The 19,224-nt window shown below is 52.4% G+C and carries 14 protein-coding genes; all 14 read left to right on the top strand.

Translation table 11 applies throughout. The features are described from left to right. Nucleotides 1–15: 15 nt before the first annotated feature. The 14 genes from GJ688_RS11890 to GJ688_RS11825 all read left to right on the top strand — a co-directional run bounded on the left by GJ688_RS11890 (nucleotide 16) and on the right by GJ688_RS11825 (nucleotide 19,151). A complete protein-coding gene (locus tag GJ688_RS11890) occupies nucleotides 16–531 on the top strand; it encodes a dTDP-4-dehydrorhamnose 3,5-epimerase family protein (protein WP_155476774.1) in 516 nt (171 codons plus the stop codon). After that, nucleotides 524–1,486: an NAD-dependent epimerase/dehydratase family protein gene (locus GJ688_RS11885; protein WP_170291920.1), complete on the top strand. Its 963-nt coding sequence runs from the start codon at nucleotides 524–526 to the stop codon at nucleotides 1,484–1,486. The genes GJ688_RS11890 and GJ688_RS11885 overlap by 8 nt, the downstream gene beginning before the upstream one ends. A 15-nt stretch (nucleotides 1,487–1,501) precedes the next feature. Beyond that, a complete protein-coding gene (locus GJ688_RS11880; protein WP_155476772.1) occupies nucleotides 1,502–2,500 on the top strand; it encodes a GHMP family kinase ATP-binding protein in 999 nt (332 codons plus the stop codon). A gap of 27 nt (nucleotides 2,501–2,527) precedes the next feature. Continuing rightward, entirely contained in the window at nucleotides 2,528–3,553 is a 1,026-nt protein-coding gene (locus tag GJ688_RS11875; protein WP_235910943.1) for a GDP-mannose 4,6-dehydratase, read from the top strand. Between the two features lie 43 nt (nucleotides 3,554–3,596). Continuing rightward, nucleotides 3,597–4,742, top strand: a complete 1,146-nt coding sequence (locus GJ688_RS11870) for a glycosyltransferase family 2 protein (protein ID WP_170291919.1) — start codon at nucleotides 3,597–3,599, stop codon at nucleotides 4,740–4,742. A 10-nt stretch (nucleotides 4,743–4,752) separates the two neighbouring features. Next, nucleotides 4,753–6,411 carry a hypothetical protein gene (locus GJ688_RS11865; RefSeq protein WP_155476770.1) on the top strand — a complete coding sequence of 553 codons (1,659 nt, stop codon included), beginning with the start codon at nucleotides 4,753–4,755 and terminating at the stop codon, nucleotides 6,409–6,411. 18 nt (nucleotides 6,412–6,429) lie between these two features. Next, nucleotides 6,430–8,049, top strand: coding sequence for an NAD+ synthase (locus GJ688_RS11860; protein WP_155476769.1), 1,620 nt, complete (start codon nucleotides 6,430–6,432; stop codon nucleotides 8,047–8,049). 14 nt (nucleotides 8,050–8,063) lie between these two features. Beyond that, nucleotides 8,064–9,293, top strand: coding sequence for a radical SAM protein (locus GJ688_RS11855; RefSeq protein ID WP_170291918.1), 1,230 nt, complete (start codon nucleotides 8,064–8,066; stop codon nucleotides 9,291–9,293). Between the two features lie 40 nt (nucleotides 9,294–9,333). Further along, nucleotides 9,334–10,614 carry an LbetaH domain-containing protein gene (locus GJ688_RS11850; protein ID WP_155476767.1) on the top strand — a complete coding sequence of 427 codons (1,281 nt, stop codon included), beginning with the start codon at nucleotides 9,334–9,336 and terminating at the stop codon, nucleotides 10,612–10,614. A 90-nt stretch (nucleotides 10,615–10,704) separates the two neighbouring features. After that, complete coding sequence (locus GJ688_RS11845) at nucleotides 10,705–12,348, top strand: glycosyltransferase family 2 protein (RefSeq protein WP_155476766.1); 1,644 nt, start codon at nucleotides 10,705–10,707, stop codon at nucleotides 12,346–12,348. Nucleotides 12,349–12,372: 24 nt separating this feature from the next. After that, complete coding sequence (locus tag GJ688_RS11840; RefSeq protein WP_155476765.1) at nucleotides 12,373–14,337, top strand: CgeB family protein; 1,965 nt, start codon at nucleotides 12,373–12,375, stop codon at nucleotides 14,335–14,337. A gap of 28 nt (nucleotides 14,338–14,365) precedes the next feature. Next, the gene (locus GJ688_RS11835) at nucleotides 14,366–16,165 is read left to right on the top strand and encodes a B12-binding domain-containing radical SAM protein (protein ID WP_328597363.1); all 1,800 of its coding nucleotides are present in this window, start codon (nucleotides 14,366–14,368) and stop codon (nucleotides 16,163–16,165) included. Between the two features lie 230 nt (nucleotides 16,166–16,395). Next, nucleotides 16,396–16,899 (top strand): hypothetical protein, encoded by a 504-nt coding sequence (locus GJ688_RS11830; protein ID WP_155476763.1) that lies wholly within the window; start codon nucleotides 16,396–16,398, stop codon nucleotides 16,897–16,899. 290 nt (nucleotides 16,900–17,189) lie between these two features. Then, nucleotides 17,190–19,151 carry a CgeB family protein gene (locus tag GJ688_RS11825; RefSeq protein WP_155476762.1) on the top strand — a complete coding sequence of 654 codons (1,962 nt, stop codon included), beginning with the start codon at nucleotides 17,190–17,192 and terminating at the stop codon, nucleotides 19,149–19,151. The last annotated feature ends 73 nt before the right edge of the window (nucleotides 19,152–19,224 follow it).

The raw sequence follows: 19,224 nt of genomic DNA, 5'->3' as shown, positions 1-19,224 counted from the left end.
CACAGGAGGAAGTCTATGCTCGCGGTAGAGAAGACGAAACTGGACGGGGTTTTGCTGATAAAGCCCTATACGTTTGAAGACTTCAGGGGAACGTACACGGAAACGTACAATGAAAAACTGTATAAGGAAAACGGGATCGACATTGACTTTGTGCAGGATGATATTTCTGTTTCATCCCAAGGTGTGCTGCGGGGGATTCACGGGGATCAAAACACATGGAAGCTGATTTCGTGCTTGCACGGAAAGTTTTATTTTGTTGTTGTCAACTGTGATGAGCAATCAATAAACTTCGGAAAATGGCAAGCTTTTACCCTTTCCGCCTCCAATTACCATCAGGTGTTGGTTCCGCCCAAGCACGGTAACGCCCATCTGGTCTTGAGCGAACAAGCCATCTTCCATTATAAACAAAGCACATACTATGACCCGGCAGGCCAGTTCACCTACAAGTGGAATGATCCGAAGCTGAATATCTGGTGGCCGATCAAAGACCCAATCCTATCGCAACGAGATGAGGTGGGACATCGTGTATAAAGGGAAAAACGTGCTCGTCGCCGGCGGGACCGGCTTTGTCGGTGTCAATCTGATCAGACGTCTGCTTGAACTCGGCGCTGATGTGACAGCAACCATACATAAAAAAGAGCCGGTCCTTCAGGATGATCGAATCCGCTATGTTCGCTGTGATCTAACCCGGCAAGAGGACTGCCACCGCGTTGCGCAGGGGATGGATTTCGTTTTTATGTGCGCCGCAAACACATCCGGCGCGGCTGTAATTGAAAAGAACCCACTCACCCATGTGACGCCGAACGTAATCATGAACTTGCTCATCCTTGAGGCGGCCTACAGCGCCAATGTCAAAAAGGTCTTGTTCATCAGCAGCAACACCGTCTATCCCGCCTATACTCATCCTGTCAAGGAAGAGGAAATGATGACAGGGGACCTCTTTGAGAAGTACTTTTGCGTTGGCTGGATGAAGCGGTTCAGTGAAATCGCTTGTGAGATGTATGCGACCAAGATCCGCAATCCTATGCAGGTTGTCGTCGTGAGACCTGCTAACATCTACGGCGAGTATGATGATTTCGAGTGGGAGACATCGCATGTCTTGCCTGCGTTGATCCGAAAAGTTGTCGAAAGACACGCCCCGCTGGAGGTATGGGGGGACGGCAAGGACCTGAAAGACTTTATTTATGTGGGCGACTTTGTTGAGGGCATCCTCTCGGCGATGGAAAAGATCGAGGGCTATGAGCCAGTAAACATCGGTTCGGGCAGGTCGATCAGCATCCGGGAAGCATTGCAGACGATTTTGGCCGTCGATGGCTATGAGGACGCGCAGGTTGTCTATAACCAATCGAAGCCGTCGATGATCCCCGTCCGCAAGATCGACGTCACAAAAGCGGAACAGTTGATCGGTTTCTCCGCCGAGACCTCCTTTGAGGAAGGGATACGGAATACGATCCGTTGGTATCGACAAAGCCGCGCATCTGAATAATGAGAGGATTTGCTTATGATAATAAGCCGGACGCCTTTTCGCATTTCCTTTTTTGGCGGGGGCACCGACTACCCAGTATGGTATAAGGAAAACGGCGGTCTTGTGCTGTCCACTTCCATAAATAAGTATTGCTACGTCATTTGCCGGTACCTTCCGCCTTTTTTCGATTACAATTATTGTCTCCGCTACCGGCAAAGAGAAGAGACATTGACGATCGATCAGATCAAACACCCCTCGATTCGCGAGTGCTTGCGCTTTATCTCGACCGAGCGAGGGGTCGAAATCCAGCATAACGCCGATCTGCCGGCCATGTCTGGATTGGGTTCCAGTTCCGCCTTTACGGTTGGATTGCTGAACGCGCTCTATGCCTTAAAAGGCTGCATGAGTTCGAAACAGAAACTGGCGTTGGAAGCGATTTATGTCGAGCAGCATGTCATCGGCGAAAATGTAGGATCTCAAGACCAGACGACGGCGGCCTTCGGCGGATTCAACAAAATTCGCTTTGGCGGACCGAATGAAATCGTTGTCGAACCGATCATCATCGACACGAAGAAGCTTCAGTTGCTGCAAAGCCATTTGATGCTCTTCTTTCTTGGGTTTCCCAGAATTGCTTCCGATATCGCCAAGGAACAGATCAAGGTAACGCCTCAAAAGAAGAAAGAGCTCACCGAGATGATGGATATCGCCAATGCGGCGATTGCCTTTTTGGCGACAGCGAATGAAGACCTGGATGACTTCGGGAAATTATTGCATGAACAATGGATGATCAAGCGGAGCTTGACCCCCTTGATTTCGAATGGAGCGATCGATGAGGTCTACGAGATCGGACGACGGGCTGGAGCGATCGGCGGAAAGCTGTTGGGCGCCGGCGGCGGAGGGTTTATGTTGTTTTATGCTAGACCCGAAGATCAAGAACGGATCAGAGAAGATCTCGGCCATTTGTTGCACGTTCCCTTTTCCTTTGATTCGACGGGAACACAAATCATTTACTATATGCCGGAAGAAAACTATTAATAACGAGATAGGAAAGGTATTAGAACAATGAGCGTAGCGTGTGAAAATAATCCGTTGAATGGGATGAACATTCGCAGGGTGCTCATCACCGGAATCACCGGATTTGTGGGGAGTCATCTGGCTGATTATATCCTGGAGCATCATCCGGACGTAGAGATCGTCGGGCTTGTCCGCTGGCGCGCGCCGAAAGACAATATCCAGCACATTTTGGGGAAGGTAAAGCTGGTCTACGGCGATCTTACCGACATGCCATCCCTGTTGAAAGCGTTGTCGCAACATAAACCCGATGTGATTTTCCATCTGGCTGCCCAATCGTATGTTGACTTTAGCTTTGTGTCGCCTGTGTCCACCCTGGAGACGAACGTCATCGGAACCTGCAATCTGTTAGAGTCGATCAAGCAGATCAAAGACCTGGACGGGTATGATCCGGTGGTGCATATCTGCAGTTCTTCAGAGGTGTATGGACAAGTTCGCCAAGACGAGGTCCCGATCACCGAGGCTTGTCCCCTGAGACCGGCGTCTCCCTATGCGGTCAGTAAGGTCGGAGAGGACATGCTCGCCCATCAGTACTGGCTCTCCTGGAAGATCAAAACGATTCGGACGAGAATGTTTACCCATGAAGGACCTCGACGCGGCGAGGTGTTTGCCTCATCCAACTTTGCCAAACAGATCGCTGCGATCGAGTGTGGAAAACAGGCGCCGACGATTTATGTGGGGAATTTAAACAGCATTCGCACGTTCACCGATGTTCGTGACGCCGTGCGGGCCTACTGGCTGTTGGTCACCTGTTGTCAGCCCGGAGAGGTCTATAACATCGGCGGCGTCGAGACGATGACCATCGGTGAAATGCTGCAGTGCCTGATTGAAAAGTCGACCCATAAGAACATCGCTGTGGAAGTAGATCCGGCTCGGTTACGGCCATCCGATGTAACCCTGCAGATCCCTTGCACCGATAAATTCGTGCTTGCCACAGGATGGCAGCCCCAGATCAAAGTCGATCGCATGTTGGAAGACACGTTGCATTATTGGCGTGAGTATTATCGAAACGCATAAAAAGATGGGGGCCAATGGATCACAACAACAGGGGGACCTCATGATGTTACCCAAAGTGAGTCTCATTACAGCGGTAAAAAATCGCGCGAAATACATTGAAAACTGTATGCGCAGCGTCGTTGAACAAGATTACCCCAATATTGAGCATATCGTCATCGATGGCGCGTCGAATGACGGCACGCTCGAGATTTTAGAGAAATATCGGGACCGGATCCGGCTTTACTCCGAAGCGGATGATGGGCCTGTCGACGCTTTTGCTAAAGCGATGGAGAAAGTGACCGGTGATATCATCGGATTTGTCATGTCTGATGAACGCTATCATCCAGGCGCTGTAGAGTGGGCGGTAAAGGCCTTTGAAGCACATCCCGACGCCGCCATCATCTTTGGCGATTACCGTGTCGTCGATGAACATTATGACCTCATGTACGAATGGAAAAGTTCGCCGATCTCGTTTACCCAGTTGCTTTGCTGTGAAAAAACGATCCCGGCAAGCGCGTCCTTTATTCGAACGGAGGCGCTGAAACAGCAGGGCAAGCTGGTCGATGTCAAAGAGCTTATCCAGTTCAACGAATTTGGGCTATGGGTTTGGATCGCCATGCAGCACGAAATACGGTACGTTCCTGGTATGGTGGCTGATTATATGCTGCATTCCAGCTCCTTTACCTGCACGCCGAGCTTCTATCCCAAACTGCTTCAAGAAAAAGAGAAAGTTATTCGGACGGCTCTTGAGGACCCGCGCATTCCTACAAAGATGAGGAACCTCAACGATCGTGCCCTCGGTGGATTGTTCTACTGGGGCGCCGAATCGGTAATCGAAGGCGCGCCAGAACAGGGGAACGCCTGGTTTGCTCGGGCAAAAAGGCTCTTTTCAAGTATGCTTCGCGATTTGAGCGGCGCGAAAGAACTCGCGCTGTTTGGCGCCGGAACAGAAGGTCGCATCGCAGCCGCCTTTCTGGAGGCTGAGAATATAACCATCACGAAGATAATCGACAATAACCAGGCATTGTGGGGAACAGAACTGAAGGGCAAAGAAGTGAAGGGTGCCGACGCCCTTTCAGGCGCAGAATTCGTGATCGTGGCATGTTCACGATGGTATGAACCGATTGCGCGACAACTGGAATCGCTAGGGTTTACAGAGACCGACTATTGGAGGATTCCTGTTCAATGTCTCAATGTAAGGCAGGCATGAGGTGGTCATGGTGACGGACAGTCAAGGCAAGATCTGTGGTCCCTATTTGAGCGTCGTCGCCACCGCGAGAAACGACAATCACGGTGGAAATTTCAAAGAACGAATGCAACTGTTTATTGACGGATTATTATTTCAATCGGAGAAATATCAGATTCCCGTCGAACTCATCATCGTAGAATGGAACCCGCCTGTTGACCAACCGCCCTTGCATGGGCTGTTCCAATGGCCGGCAACCCATCCGTATTGCACAGTCCGATTTATCGAGGTTCCCCGGGAAATCCACCGCCGTTACCGTCATGCCGAACATCTTCCGCTCTACCAGATGATCGCAAAAAATGTGGGCGTGCGCCGGGCGAGGGGAGAGTACATATTATGCACAAATATTGACATTCTGTTTGCCGATGAATTATTCCGACATCTTGGAGAACGAAGGCTGGAAAAGGGAAAGCTATATCGCGCAACGCGGTATGATGTCGATTTGGACCTCTCCAAGGATATCTCCATCGCGCAGTGCGTTGATGATTTATCAAAACATATTGTTCGTGTGAATGACCGGGGCGGGAGCAGCCATCTGAAGACGGGCGAGCGTTTCTATATCTATCCGGAAAATATTGAAGAAATCTACCCTGTCGTTCGTTCCTTTTTTTCGCTGCTTGCCCCCTTCTTTACAAACGCCTGCGGCGATTTACAATTAATGCACCGGGATGACTGGTATGACGTTAAAGGATATCCCGAATTGGATATGCTGGCATTTCACTTAGACTCCCTATTTCATTACCTGGCCATTTCATCGGGCCTATCGGAGGAGATCTTTCCGGATTCAATGTGTATCTACCATATCGAACATACTGCCGGTTGGTCGCCCGAAGCAGAAAAGAACAAGTCTCTCGATCAACGGTACGTATCCAAGAAGATAACGCGTATGACTGATGCGCAAATCAATGTGTTGGGGCACGAAATTATCAATGAAAACCCTGACGGTTATCGACTCAATGGAACGCATTGGGGTCTTGTGCTGGATCAACTGCCTCAAACATGCTTGCTCAGGGCTCACTGGGATAGGCAGAGCGGAAACCAAGGATTCCTTCAGTTGTCACCAAAGGAGGCGCCCTATGGTATTGCCGATGAACAGTTTGACCTGGACGACTTTTTACTACAGATAGACCGTAAGGCGGCGCAGCTGGCTGAAGTCGGCAGCCGGCTCGGCGCCGACAGCTTCCGGGAATGGTTGAGAAGAGTGTTGTTGTTGGAGAAACAAGCAACCAAATCAGATACCTTAACGGATGAGCGGATTGCTCGGCTCGTCGACACCGTTGAAAACAAAAAGTTAATTATTTTTGGAACGGGAATGGCCTACCGAGCGGGTATTCGAATTCTCATCAAGCGCTTTGGCATCACACCATCCTATATTTTGGACAACAGCCCAGCCATGCAAGGGAAGTGGGTAGACGGACTTGAGGTGCGGCCCCCTGCCGTTTTGATGAACGAACAAAAGGACGACATTCTGGTTCTTATCGCGTCAAGTTTTTATGAAGACATCAAGGCGCAATTGAGCGACATGGGCTTGCTGGAAAATCAGCACTTTTTGAAGATTTACAATCAGAAGATAACTGATTTTTGCACGGCAAGACATTACTTGGCAGGCTGCTCATTCTACGAAAACCAATAGGAAACGAGTGATGGCGCCATGCGAATCGGCCTGGCTCAAATCAATCCAACGGTTGGCGACATACAGGGCAATGCGGCGAAGATCGCCCGCTGTATCGGACAGGCCAAGCGATCGAAGGTGGATCTGCTCGTCTTTTCGGAGCTGGCACTGATCGGCTATCCCCCCAGAGACCTCCTCTATCATGAGAGTTTCCTCTCTGAGGCGAAGGAGGCGCTCTATCGCCTGAATCAACAGTGCGGCGATGTGGCTGTCTTGCTGGGCTCTGTTCGGGTCGCAGAAGACCGGTTGTACAATACGGCTTTCCTGCTCGACGGCGGAGAGATCACCTGGCAGGATAAAACCCTGCTGCCCAACTACGATGTCTTTGACGAGTCCCGCTATTTCTGGTCGTCTGAACGCTGCGGGCCTATGCGCTTTCGGGGCTGCAACTTGGGCGTTCATGTCTGCGAGGACTCCTGGAATGACAAGGACGCCAGTTCGTCCAGGCGGTATGAGCGGGATCCCATCGAGGAATTGGCGCGCCAGGGCGTCGACATCTTCATCAATCTCTCAGCCTCTCCCTACCACCTGGAGAAGGGGGCACAGCGCCGGAGCATCATGGGAACGATCGCCCGCAAATACGGCAAGCCCTTTCTCTATGTCAATCAGGTCGGCGGCAACGATGAGCTCGTCTTTGACGGTCGAAGCTTTTTGTTGGATGACGAGGGCGCCCTGGTGGCGGAGGCGAAGGACTTTGAGGAAGACTTCCTCGCTTTTGAGTTAGAAAATATGGCGGTGATGTCGCCGCAGATCCGGACGGAAGGCATGGCGGCTCTGGAGAAGGCGTTGCAGATGAGCATCGCCGACTACTTCGCCAAGACCGGTTTCCGGCAGGCCGTCATTGGCCTTTCCGGGGGGATTGACTCGGCGGTGACGGCGGCGCTGGCCGTCCAGGCCCTCGGCAGCCGGAACGTCCTCGGCGTAGCGATGCCCTCTATCTATTCGAGTCGGGAAAGTGTCGAAGACGCCAAGCGGTTGGCGGAAAATCTGCAGATCGAGTTTCGGGTGCTCCCGATCACCCCCATCTTCGAACCCTTCGTCGGATCGCTCTCAGAGGGGAAGTACATCATGGACCTGGCGGAAGAAAACCTGCAGGCGCGCATTCGCGGGAACCTCCTGATGACGATCTCCAACCGGGAAAACCGGTTAATCCTCACCACCGGCAACAAGTCGGAGATGGCCGTCGGGTACTGCACCATGTACGGCGATATGGCTGGCGGCCTGGCCGTCATTTCCGATGTGCCGAAGACGATGATCTATCAACTGGCGGAACACCTAAACCGCGACAGGGAAGTCATCCCGAGCGCGATCATCGAAAAGCCGCCCTCGGCGGAATTGCGCCCGGGGCAGTTGGATACGGATTCCTTGCCGCCCTATGAGATCCTCGATCCCATCCTCAGCGGGCTGGTGGAAAACAACCGTTCCGTTGATGAGGTTGTCGCCGAAGGATATGACCGCTCAACGGTGGAGCGCGTTTTTCGCATGGTGCAGAGAAACGAGTATAAGCGGCGCCAGGCGCCGCCTGGGATCAGGGTGACCACCAGGGCCTTCGGATCAGGCCGGCGCTATCCCATCGCCCAGCGGTGGAATCCAATTTGAATGGGGGGTTCTTCGTGCAAAAGCAAGCAAAGGGCGCGGAAGAGACGAAAGCGGAAGAGATAAAGTCCCGAGAGTGGAATCAAGAAAAGCGGTGGAACCCGTTCAACAGTTATAAGCTGTTGAGCCAGGTCTACCGCTGGGAGGGGATCAAGCGGGGAAGGGACATCCCGCAGCCTGCGTTGATCACCATCGACCCCTCCAATGTGTGCAACTTAAACTGCGCCTGGTGCAACGCCGAGGTGGTTCGCAAAGAGCGCGGCGGCATGTTGTCGGAAAAAGCCCTGCTGGCCATCGCCGACTTTTTGCCCCGCTGGGGGGAGAAGAACCCCTTCATCAGTCCCGGCGTGGAGGCCGTCTGTATCGCCGGCGGCGGGGAACCCCTGCTCAACCCGGCGACGCCCGCCTTTATCGACCGGCTCGCCCAACATAAGATTCATATCGGCCTGGTCAGCAACGGCACCAGGGTGAATCATTGCATCGACGCCCTATCGCAGTGCGATTGGGTCGGCGCCTCGATCGACGCAGGATCGGCAGCCACTTTTAACAAACTAAAGGGCCTGCCTGACAACACCCCCTTGTTTGACACGATCATCACCAACCTCAGCAACCTGATCGACTACTCCAAGCGCCACAACAGCACGCTAGGATCGAGAAACCCGGCCTATGGCGTCAGCTATAAGTATCTCTTGTATAAAGAGAACATCGGCGAGATCTATCAGGCGGCGAAACTGGCGAAGGAGATCGGCTGCAAAAACATACATATCCGCCCTGCCGGCACCACCTGGGATAAGATCGGTACCGACGAGGAGATCCGCTTCAACAAGGAAGACATTCAGACCTTTAACGAGCAGATCGAACAGGCGCTTTCTCTCGACGACAATTCCTTCAACGTCTATGGCGTCACCCACAAGTTCGATTCCCAGTTCAATCCGTCGAACTGTTTTGAGCGGTGTCACGCTATTTTCATGACGGCCGCGATCATGCCCCCCATCGGCAAAGATGCGCCCAAAGACGCCTTTACCCTCGGCCTTTGCTGTGACCGGCGCGGCGACCAGAAGCTGGAGTTGGCGAGAAACCTGGAGGATGTGGAACAGATCAACAAATTGTGGGGGAATGACGCCCACTGGAAGATCTTCGATTCCATCGACGTGGAGAAGGAGTGTCCCCGCTGCACCTATCAGCCGCACAACCAGATCTACGAGAACGTCATCCTGAAAGACAGCATGACCCACCGGTTCATCTAACGGTTGAGCGATGAGATGCAAATTGAACAGGAGGAGTCAGATGGATAACCGCAACCGGGATCCCTTTTCATTGTCCGGGGCGTACTGGAATCAACGACATGTATTACGGTCGTTTAGCGAAAAATTGCATCAGATGGGCCAGACGGTGAATTCAAAAGAATGCTTGGATACATACCAGTGGGCGCAGATCATGGCTGTCGCATTGGAATACCAACCGGATGTGATTTTGGAATTGGGGCGCGCCTATGGGAACTCGACATGTGTATTCGTCGAAGCGTCTCAGCGGCTGGAAAAAACGTGCGATGTCGTCAGCATTTGCATGACCGACTATTTTCAGAAGCAGACGATTCCGGCATTAAAGGACAAAGGCTTGATTGACGACGATTGGCTGTCGCCGCTGCAATGCCATACCGCCGATATTCTGCAATTTCCCTTTGAGGAATTGCTGGCCGGGCAACAACGAGTGTTGCTCTTTTGGGATGCCCATGGTTTTGAAGTGGCCAACGTCGTATTGGGAAAGATCATGCCTGTCCTCGCAAGTAGGGACCATCTGGTCATCATGCATGACTTGAGCGATGCGCGGTATTGTGGAGAACACATATTCCCTTACGGAGAGACCTCGCTCTGGGATGGAGAAAACGCCGGCGATAACCGGTTTTTTATCGGTCACGTCTCTTCCGCCGTCGGGCAGGCCATATCTGCGCTCGACTTCTTGACGCGCAATCGGATCGAGTTGTATTCGGCGGATCACGTGTTTCACACAGAAATCGGCGCCGATGACGATAAAATCAAAACGATGCGGGAATCGCTGGGCGACCTGTTTTCACTGAACGCCCATTGGTATTGCTTCTCTATGAATACCGCCGACGGGCCCTTTACCTTTCCGAACATTGCGACCTTCCAGCGTTCGAAGCGAATCATCGAAGGTCTCTATGGGATCACCAGTCCGGACGAACATCTGGCTCTGCAGGCGAAGCAAGCCCGCTTCCGTGAGCGTTGGAATGAGCGTCTGCAAGGGCGAAAACTGGCGATTTTCGGTTGCGGCGTCGCCGGGAAGAAGCTGCGCGATTACCTGCGGGAACTGACGATCCCTGTGGGAGCCTTTTTTGACAACAACCAGAACAGATGGGGGAGTGAAGTCGATGGCATCCCCCTTTGCGCGCCGGCGGAGATAGACGCTTCTTGGTTTGTGATCATCGCTTCGCAATGGCAGCAGGAGATTGCGGCGCAGTTGTTGTCCATGGGACTGCAACAGGGAATTCACTTTGCCGAAAACTATGACGATTGGGTCCAGCTCGTTATCGCTGACGGCGGGCGATAAGCCGGGTTGCAGACCGAGGCACCAAAGTGATTTGTCCGAAGGCCCTTCGGATCTAGGTCGGATGAAGAAAAGAAAGGTCAATGAATATCTATGGAAGAGCGGTTCATTGATTCTCCCAAACTGAGTGTGATTGTTGTCGCCAGGAATGATGATCATGGCGGCAACTTTATGAAACGGTTGCGCATGTTCGTCAATGGAATCGCCGCGCACTCCGATGCTTACCGGTTGCCCACGGAAACGATCATCGTCGAATGGAATCCCGATCTGACAAGACCGGGTTTGGCGGAGTCCTTGCGGAGGGGCCAGCGCAGTTCTTTTAACACGCTGCGCGTCATCACCGTCGATCCGGCCATTCATGAGCGATACACCTACAGTCAAAAGATGGCCTTGTTTCAGTTTATCGGCAAGAACGCCGGGATTCGAAGAGCCCGCGGCACTTATATCCTGGCGACCAATGCGGATGTCCTCTTGTCGGATGAACTATTTTCCTTCATCGCCCGGGGGGACTTGACGCCTGGGAAGCTGTACCGGGCTTTGCGCCATGACGTGGGGCGGGAAATACCGGAGCCCGAGCCGCTCCAGAAGCAACTGGAGTTTTGTCGCGACCATATCCTTCGCACCTATGGAAAGTTCCTGGTCCATAACTTTCAATCGGGCGTCGTCTTTCGCACCTATCCCGACGATATTGACGAGGTCTATCGGCGGTACCGGATCCCAAAACCGATCTATAACAATGTCTGCGGCGATTTTCAATTGATGGCCCGTGAGAACTGGCATCAATTGCGCGGATACCCGGAGTGGGACTTGCATTCGATGAACGTAGACCACCTCCTGGAAATCGCGGCGGTGTACAGCGGAATCGAGGAGGTTATCCTCGATGACGCAGCCTGTCTCTATCATGTCGATCATGACGGCGGATGGATTCCTGATACGCTCGGCACGGCGGACAGCGAAGAGATGAAACAGAAGCGACGGGGCATGCCTTTTCTCTCTTACGGGCAATACCTCGTGTTGGCGGATCGAATGGAGAGGCAGGGCAAAGGCGTGGTCTTCAACGGCGAGTCCTGGGGACTGGCCGGTAGGGCCTTGCAAGAAGGCCGAGTTTTCCAGGCCGATTGGGACCGTGACGGCAGCCTTACCTTCGGCGAGCCGGCACCGGCCGCTCCCGGTGACCTGGCTGGCGCGCCTAGACCGGCGTCTACACCGGATGATGTCAGTAACGTCCGGGAATGGCTGGATAACATCAACGGTCCCTGGAAACGGGAGATGATGACCTTTGGTGCACAAGGTTTCCATGACTGGGTGATGGCAGTCGCCTTTCAGGAGCGCCAGCCCGTTGAAGGCCAGGAGGACTTGCGGCAGGTGCTGGCGGCGAAACTGGAGCGCCTCTCTAAGGGTGGAAAGCTGGTCGTCTTCGGAACTGGCACCGGATACCAGAGATATCTGAAGCCGGTTTTGCGGCACTACGGCCAGCGGTTGGCCTGTTTTGTCGACAATGACCTGGGAAAAGCGGGAATGCGCATCGATGGCATCCCCGTCTGTTTGCCAGCCGGTTTAGACGCTGCCGAGCGAGAGAACACGCTCATTCTGGTGGCTTCCAGTTATTACGAAGACATAAAAAAACAGCTCGCCAGCATGGGATTTGCAGAACATAGCGACTTCGTCCGCGGGCTGACCTGGTTGACCCATTATTTTGTCTTTGAGGATTACAATTTGAATTTTGACGAGTTATAGAAGGAAGAGGGCAGGGACGTTCCGATGGACAATACGCGTATCCTGGCGGTGGGCAACTTCAGTTCCCTCTATGTCCACGACAGTTGGATCCGGCCCATAGAAAAGCTCTTCTCGACGGTCGCTGTGAACACAACGCCGCTGCTGGCCGCCGGCGACTTGGACAACACCTACTGCCAGCGTTATGTGGAATCGTTGACCCGCAATGATCGCTTTGATTACCTGTTTTACTACGCTGAGGTCAATGACATTCTGTCAGAAGAGTTTTTCCTTGCGCAGCGGAAGTTGGGCATCCCGATGCTCACCTTTTATTGTGACGATGAACCGGAGACATGGTACCGGCTGAACCGACGCCACGACCACCGCTTCGACCTGGTAGCCACCCACTCCAAACGAGGCTGGCAGCGCCGGGTGGAGGAGGGAGACGGCGGGAAGACCCTCTATCTGCCCTGGGGCTACAACCACGATATTTTCCGGCCCCTCCCGGGGGTCACCAAAAAGTATGACGTCGTCTTCATCGGCAAGTACAAAAAAGCCGGCGATACGGCGGTGCGCAACGAAGACGGGCAGGTTCGCATAGACTCGCTCACGCAGATGTACGAGATCTGCCGTGAAGCGGGATTGGTCTTTCGCGTCTTCGGACTAGGCTGGGAACGGCACCCCGTCCTGGCGGACGTCTACGGGGGGATACTGTCCAACGAGGAGATGGTGCGGGTCTACAGCGAGTCCCGGATCGTCTTCAATCCCAGTTATTCAGCCGATGATGACGCGCCGACCTACCAGACAAAGCTTCGCCATTTTGAGGTGGCAGGCTGCGGCGCTTTTCAACTGACCAACGAAAACCCGGAACTGGCGGAACTGTTCCGAGAAGACGAGGAGATCGTCTTTTACCGGGATGTGGACGATTTGAAAGCCAAGACGCTCGCTTATATTCAGAATGAGGCGGAGCGGGAGGCCGTTGCCCGCCGGGGGCTCGTCAGAGCGCAGCAGGAACATACGATGGAACAACGGCTGAAGACGCTCTTTTCCGCTGCCCGGAACCAATATCCGCCCAAAAAGGGGGAGGCGGCCTCCGGCAGACCCCTCCCGCCTGCGCAGGTGTTCATCCGACCGGATCAGCCAGGAGACATCATGGAAGGGCCCGACAATGCCTTCTCCGCGCGTTCCTTCGAATCGTTGCGGAATGCGCCGGAGTGGCTGTGGCAGCGGATTGACAGCCATCCCTTCGTACATCTGCTGCCACCGGGGGCTGGTCCGGAGACGGCGCGCTACGAGGTGCTGAAACCTTTGCGGGACATCGACGCCGACGTGGTGACTGTTCGCTCGATCGTGCAGTTCCCTGTAAATGACGCCAATTTCGTTCAAGTGGACCGTCATCGTTTTCAGGGGGCGATTCTGGGTTCGGAAAGGGAGAGCGCGGAGCGAGAGCGGGCGATCGAGCGCGTCATCCTGGAAGGGGAGCGGGACAAACGATTTTTTTATCCCAACCATCTCTTCCGTCCCCGGGCGCTTCGCCGTATCCTCGACCGCCTGGAGGAGGAGCCCGAGCAGACGATGGGAGCGCTTTTGGCGAACTGCCGAGTGGCCCATTCCTTCCGCATCGTCAATCGCTTCCAACTCGATCGCGCCTTCGACGCCTCGGCCTACCTGCAACACCGCATCGACGACCTGCTGCGCAATCTGGCGCTGCTGGGAAAAGGGGTGCTCATCTACGGCGCCCGCGGCGAGTTGATACGGGGCATCCTGGATTCGGTCGAACGGCACGGCGTGGCGATGCGGGGTTTTGTCGATCGCGACCTCGCCGGAACGGTCCTGATGGGACATCCCGTTTATGGGCGCGATGCCATTGAGCAGGTCATGCCTGATGTGATATTGATCGCGGCCACTGTATCGGGACCGGCGATCCGCGCCTCCCTGGCCGATCTGGACCGGCGAATCTGCCTGATCCCGTTGTACGATCCGAATGACTCCGCCTGGGATGTGGGTTATTGATATGTGGGAAGGGGGAATAACCTTGCGAGTGCTCTTTGCAAATGCGCCCTGGCATAAATGGGAAGGTGGCCGGGTGATTTACCGGGGGGTCCGGGCCGGTTCACGCTGGCCCCATACGATCCCCTGTTACGGCAGTGATATGATCGGCGACTATCTCCCCTTTCCCTTCTTTCTGGCGACAGGCGCTGCCCTGGTCCGGCAAGCAGGATTTGAGGCGTGCCTGCGCGATTCGATCGGGTTGGGGGAAAGCTACGAAGATTTTTACGCCTATGTACGCGAACAATCGCCTGATGTCATTGCGATGGAGACATCGACACCTTCGTTGCGTAACGATCTGGAGGTCGCTGCCGAACTGAAAAGGATCCTGCCTGACGTGAGGATCCTTTTCTGCGGCGTCCATCACGAAATGGACAGCGAGGCTTTCCTGGCGCGCCATTCTGTCATCGATTACTGCGTCTACGGGGAATATGAGACGCCGGTGCTGCGGCTGCTAGAGGCGCTTCGAGATGGCGAGTCGCTTGCCAGCGTCAACAACCTAGTCTATCGCGAGCAGGATAGTGTCCGGAAGACGGCGCCCGGCCCGCTGGTCGATCTGAATCGCTTCCCCTGGCCGGTTCGGGACGAGATGCCGGTGCGTAATTACTTCGATTCCGTCTGCGGACTGGAACGACCGCAACTGCAGATCATCACCACCCGGGGATGCCCCTATGGATGCATCTTCTGCGTCTGGCCGCAGTTGATCTACCGCGGTAACCGCTATCGCACACGTTCGCCGCAGGATGTGGTGGACGAGATCGCTTACCATGTATCAAAGTATCCCTACAAGAGCTTCTATATTGATGATGACACCTTCAATATCCGGCCGGATCATGTGCTTGAGATCGCGCGGCTGTTGCGAGAACGGCAACTCGATCATATCCCTTGGGGAATCATGGCCCGGGCTGATCGGATGACCGAGGAGATCCTGCGTTCCCTCCGAGATGCCGGGCTGTACAGCGTGAAATACGGTGTGGAATCAGCCGATCAACAGACGCTCGATAACATCGGCAAAGGGATGTCGGTCGAACAGGTCCGCCACATTATCGAATACACGAAGAGTCTTGGCATCAAGGTCCATCTGACCTTCACCTTCGGTCTCCCCGATGACACACCGGAATCGATCGAAAAGACGATCACCTTGGCTGCCGAACTCCCCTCTGACTCGGTCCAGTTTTCCATCGCTACGCCTTTTCCGGGGACAAAGATGTACGAGATTTACAAAGATAAGGGCTGGCTGACCACCCAGGACTGGAGCCGCTACGACGGCGCCGCCACAGCCGTGTCCCGAACGGAACGGTTCAGCGGGGAACAACTGGAGGGTTTCGTACGGGAAGCCTACCAGCGGTACAATGAGGCCCGGATTCGCGTGGCGCTCCGAACAGAGGATTTTCTGACGGCCTTGCGCCGGCGTTTGATGGAAGAGGTCCCAGAAGGCGCGGCCCTGCTGATGCCCCAGGCGGCCAATATCACCTTGACAACGACGCTGGCGACAATATTGAGCCGATGGGGCTATCAGGTGCACCTGTTTTCTCACGTTCGCTTTGCCGAACTGTTTGCAGACATCCTACCCAAGGAACAATTGCACCTGTTCGCGGAGCCGAACGATTTTCGCTTTGCCCTGTTGCGCGAACAGGCGGAACAGCTTGGCGTCGCAGCGACCTTTGCTGCTGCGGTCATTCCCTATAGCAACCTCACCGGTTGTGGTTATGAAGAAGTGGAACAGCTGGCCCTGGCGGCTGCACCCAAGATCGCCGCAGGGGTGAATCTTCACGGTCAAATCATCAAATAGCAGCGGCGCTGACGAATCAGTAGCTCTCACTGTTTCTCAAGCAAATCTGCTTTTTGAGGTCTATGGCTTGGAGGACAGTTAAACAACATGGTTTCCAGTGGAAAAGGGATTTTGCTGCCAATATTCTCGACAGGATGGACTGCCTACGCGAAGAAAACTGAGATAAAGTAATTCCTTCGTCTTAGCGATAATATAAGTAGATGCAGTTGGCAGACTCGTGTAGAGATTAGATGGCGAAAGGATGTAGTCGGTTGCATGTGCTCTTTGCCAATGCACCCCGGCATTATCGAGGGGAAGAGGGAAAAGCATGTAGGCGAGGTGTGAGGGCTGGATCGCGCTGGCCCCATACGTCGCCTTTTTTGGTGGCGACCTCGTGCGGCTATATCCCCTTTCCTTTCTTCCTGGCGACGGCGACTGCGCTGGCGCGCGATTCCATCGCCGAAGGTGAACGCTATGAAGATTTTTTTGCATATGTGGCCAGCCCGCGCCCCGATGTATCCCAGAAGCGGCTACACCCTGCCTATCCAACGATCTGGAAGGTAGCGGAGCGTTGCCAGATGGTCGTATTTTATTTTACGGGGATCCATTTCGAACTAGAAATGTCCTTTTTGCATTCTCTCCCGGTCCTTGATTTCGCCATTTTCGGTGATTACGGGGCGCCGGTGGTTGAACTCCTGAAGGTGTTGGCTGGCCTTCCGGCGGGCTCCAGAGGTGGGAATGGCAACAATGCTTGATACAGAGCCGATTCCAAAACGGAAATTACTTCAGCGCAGATACTCGCTTGAAGGTAACTGAATGATCGTCTCCCGGCGGTGAGCAACCTCCTCTACCGCAACGGCGATGCTTCCGGAAGACGCCGCCCGGTCACAGTAGCCCGATCGGTTTCAAAAAAGTAGAAAAGTTGTTTTAATGGCAGCCCCCCAAATTGATTTGGGATCAACCTTTAAGGGCAGAACATTAAATAATCGGAAATGTTGTCCAAAAGGGTTAGATAGATTTTGTGGCGGAATAAGGGGATGTACAAATGCGAATTTTGATGACAGGTTTGTTATCCGTCAGTTATATCCGTGACAATTGGGTAGAACCATTACGCCGTATGCATGAGGTAACTTGTGTTGACCTTACGCCATTGCTGAGCATTTATCAAAATGGCTATCATGAGAAATATCTGTTATCGCTGATTCAACGTGAGAGCTATGATTGCCTGTTCTTTTATTCGGATGCAGTACACCAAGAATTTAGCGATGACTTTTTTTATGCGGTTCGGCGGAAGGGATTGCCTATAATTGCATTTTATGCAGATGATGAACCAGAAATTTGGTTTCGAAAGAATGCTCCTTACGATCATCGTTTCGATTTTATCGCGACACATTCACGTAGAGGAGCAATTCGGCGGCAGCAAGAGGGATGGCAGGACCGAGTATTATATTTGCCTTGGGGGTATAATCCGAGAGTTTTTTATAAGATACCTAAGACAGAAAAAAAATATGATGTTATCTATGTTGGTGCAAACGTAAGAGGGAATAACAACATCGTCTCACAATCCCATCAGAACAATACGATTCAGCGATTGATGGTGGAAATGTATCGCTTCTGCCAGTCACAAGGGTTGATTTTTCGTATCTTCGGTGATGCATGGGATAAGGATGAAGAGCTTAGAGAGTGTTATGGTGGACGACCATCCTTCGAAGAATTGGCGCAAGTTTATAACGAAACACGCATTGTTTTTAACCCGGGCATATCTGCGGAAGGTGATGATTCGGGTTTTCAAACAAAATTGCGCCATTTTGAAGTGGCCGGATGCGGATCAGTGCAAATTACCAACAGGAACCCTGAGCTAATGGAGCTTTTTGTAGAAGACAAGGAAATCCTATTTTATGATTCTCTAGATGGCTTGAAGAGTAAAGTGTTAACGTATGTTCGCAATGAGAAAATAAGGGAAGAAATGGCGTTAAAAACACTTGTAAAAGCTAAAAAAGAGCATACAACGGATGAACGGCTCAAGATTTTATTTAATGCGGCATTAGATGTTGATGTCATCTCAATGAAAAGCGGCACGACCATATCTCAGAATACCGTAGGACACGAAAAGCCATTAATTAAGACCGTTTGGTTAAAAGAACGAAAAGACGCTCAAACGATATTGGAACAGTGGAATGATGATGAATTTGACGGTTTTGATGCTGTCCATTTTATCGTTGGCGATCTTCAGCCCGTCAATATTGAATATAACGTGCTCTCCAGAGCAATTCAAAAGGTAAATGCCCCCATCATCGGTGTTCGCAGCTTTTTGGAATTAGCCATATTGGATGGTAATTTTGTTCAACGGAGGAAGCAAAATATTCGGGGCTTGCTTCTGAAAGAGCGCAATGTACTTTACCAAATTGACGAAGCAGTTGGGAATAATGATAATCGACTTGGTGAAAAGAAAGAGATAATTCCGGCATTTATTGACGGCAATTTATCTTTTCCGATATTTAATTATTTAGTGCGTCCTAATATAGCTAAGAATTTCTTACAGGCATCTATATCCAATGATGTTAAATGGTTTTTGGAGCAAGAACGTTATGAGTCTGGTATGATACTTAATGATTTGAGAGTTAATACTTATTTAGCTCTGCAAAACTGGGAACCGGCATATATCTCTCGATTACGAATGGTTCTTAATAATATTCAATTTGAAAAACCTTCTTTGATGGTGTATGGTGTTCAGGGAAAAATGGCCGAACATGTATTCAAATTACTTAAAGAATATCCGAATGTTATAATTTCCGGTCTTATTGATCGCAGTCTCACGGGTTCACGGATTCAGGGACATTATGTTTATTCAGCTGATGATATATTAAAGATGGTTCCTGATTATATCATCATTGCCGCAGAACATTCGGGACCGCAAATTTTGAACAGCATTCGGGACATGCAGGCAATAACGACAATCCTACCCTTATATAACCTAGATGATCCAGTGTGGGAGTTATTCCTTTAATAAGGTTAAAGGCAAAGAGCATTTTTAACGAAAATATAATTACGACATAGTAGCACTGAAGAAAGGCCCTATT

The organism is Heliobacterium mobile (assembly GCF_009720735.1).
GTDB lineage: Bacteria > Bacillota > Desulfitobacteriia > Heliobacteriales > Heliobacteriaceae > Heliobacterium > Heliobacterium mobile.
The sequence above is the reverse complement of the archived record's forward strand: the minus strand, read 5'-3'. Positions and strand labels throughout refer to the sequence as shown.

Coding starts and splice junctions, on each gene's coding strand:
- GJ688_RS11890 (WP_155476774.1), top strand. CDS start 16: ATGCTCGCGGTAGAGAAGACGAAACTGGACGGGGTTTTGCTGATAAAG.
- GJ688_RS11880 (WP_155476772.1), top strand. CDS start 1,502: ATGATAATAAGCCGGACGCCTTTTCGCATTTCCTTTTTTGGCGGGGGC.
- GJ688_RS11875 (WP_235910943.1), top strand. CDS start 2,528: ATGAGCGTAGCGTGTGAAAATAATCCGTTGAATGGGATGAACATTCGC.
- GJ688_RS11870 (WP_170291919.1), top strand. CDS start 3,597: ATGTTACCCAAAGTGAGTCTCATTACAGCGGTAAAAAATCGCGCGAAA.
- GJ688_RS11860 (WP_155476769.1), top strand. CDS start 6,430: ATGCGAATCGGCCTGGCTCAAATCAATCCAACGGTTGGCGACATACAG.
- GJ688_RS11850 (WP_155476767.1), top strand. CDS start 9,334: ATGGATAACCGCAACCGGGATCCCTTTTCATTGTCCGGGGCGTACTGG.
- GJ688_RS11845 (WP_155476766.1), top strand. CDS start 10,705: ATGGAAGAGCGGTTCATTGATTCTCCCAAACTGAGTGTGATTGTTGTC.
- GJ688_RS11840 (WP_155476765.1), top strand. CDS start 12,373: ATGGACAATACGCGTATCCTGGCGGTGGGCAACTTCAGTTCCCTCTAT.
- GJ688_RS11830 (WP_155476763.1), top strand. CDS start 16,396: ATGGCGAAAGGATGTAGTCGGTTGCATGTGCTCTTTGCCAATGCACCC.
- GJ688_RS11825 (WP_155476762.1), top strand. CDS start 17,190: ATGCGAATTTTGATGACAGGTTTGTTATCCGTCAGTTATATCCGTGAC.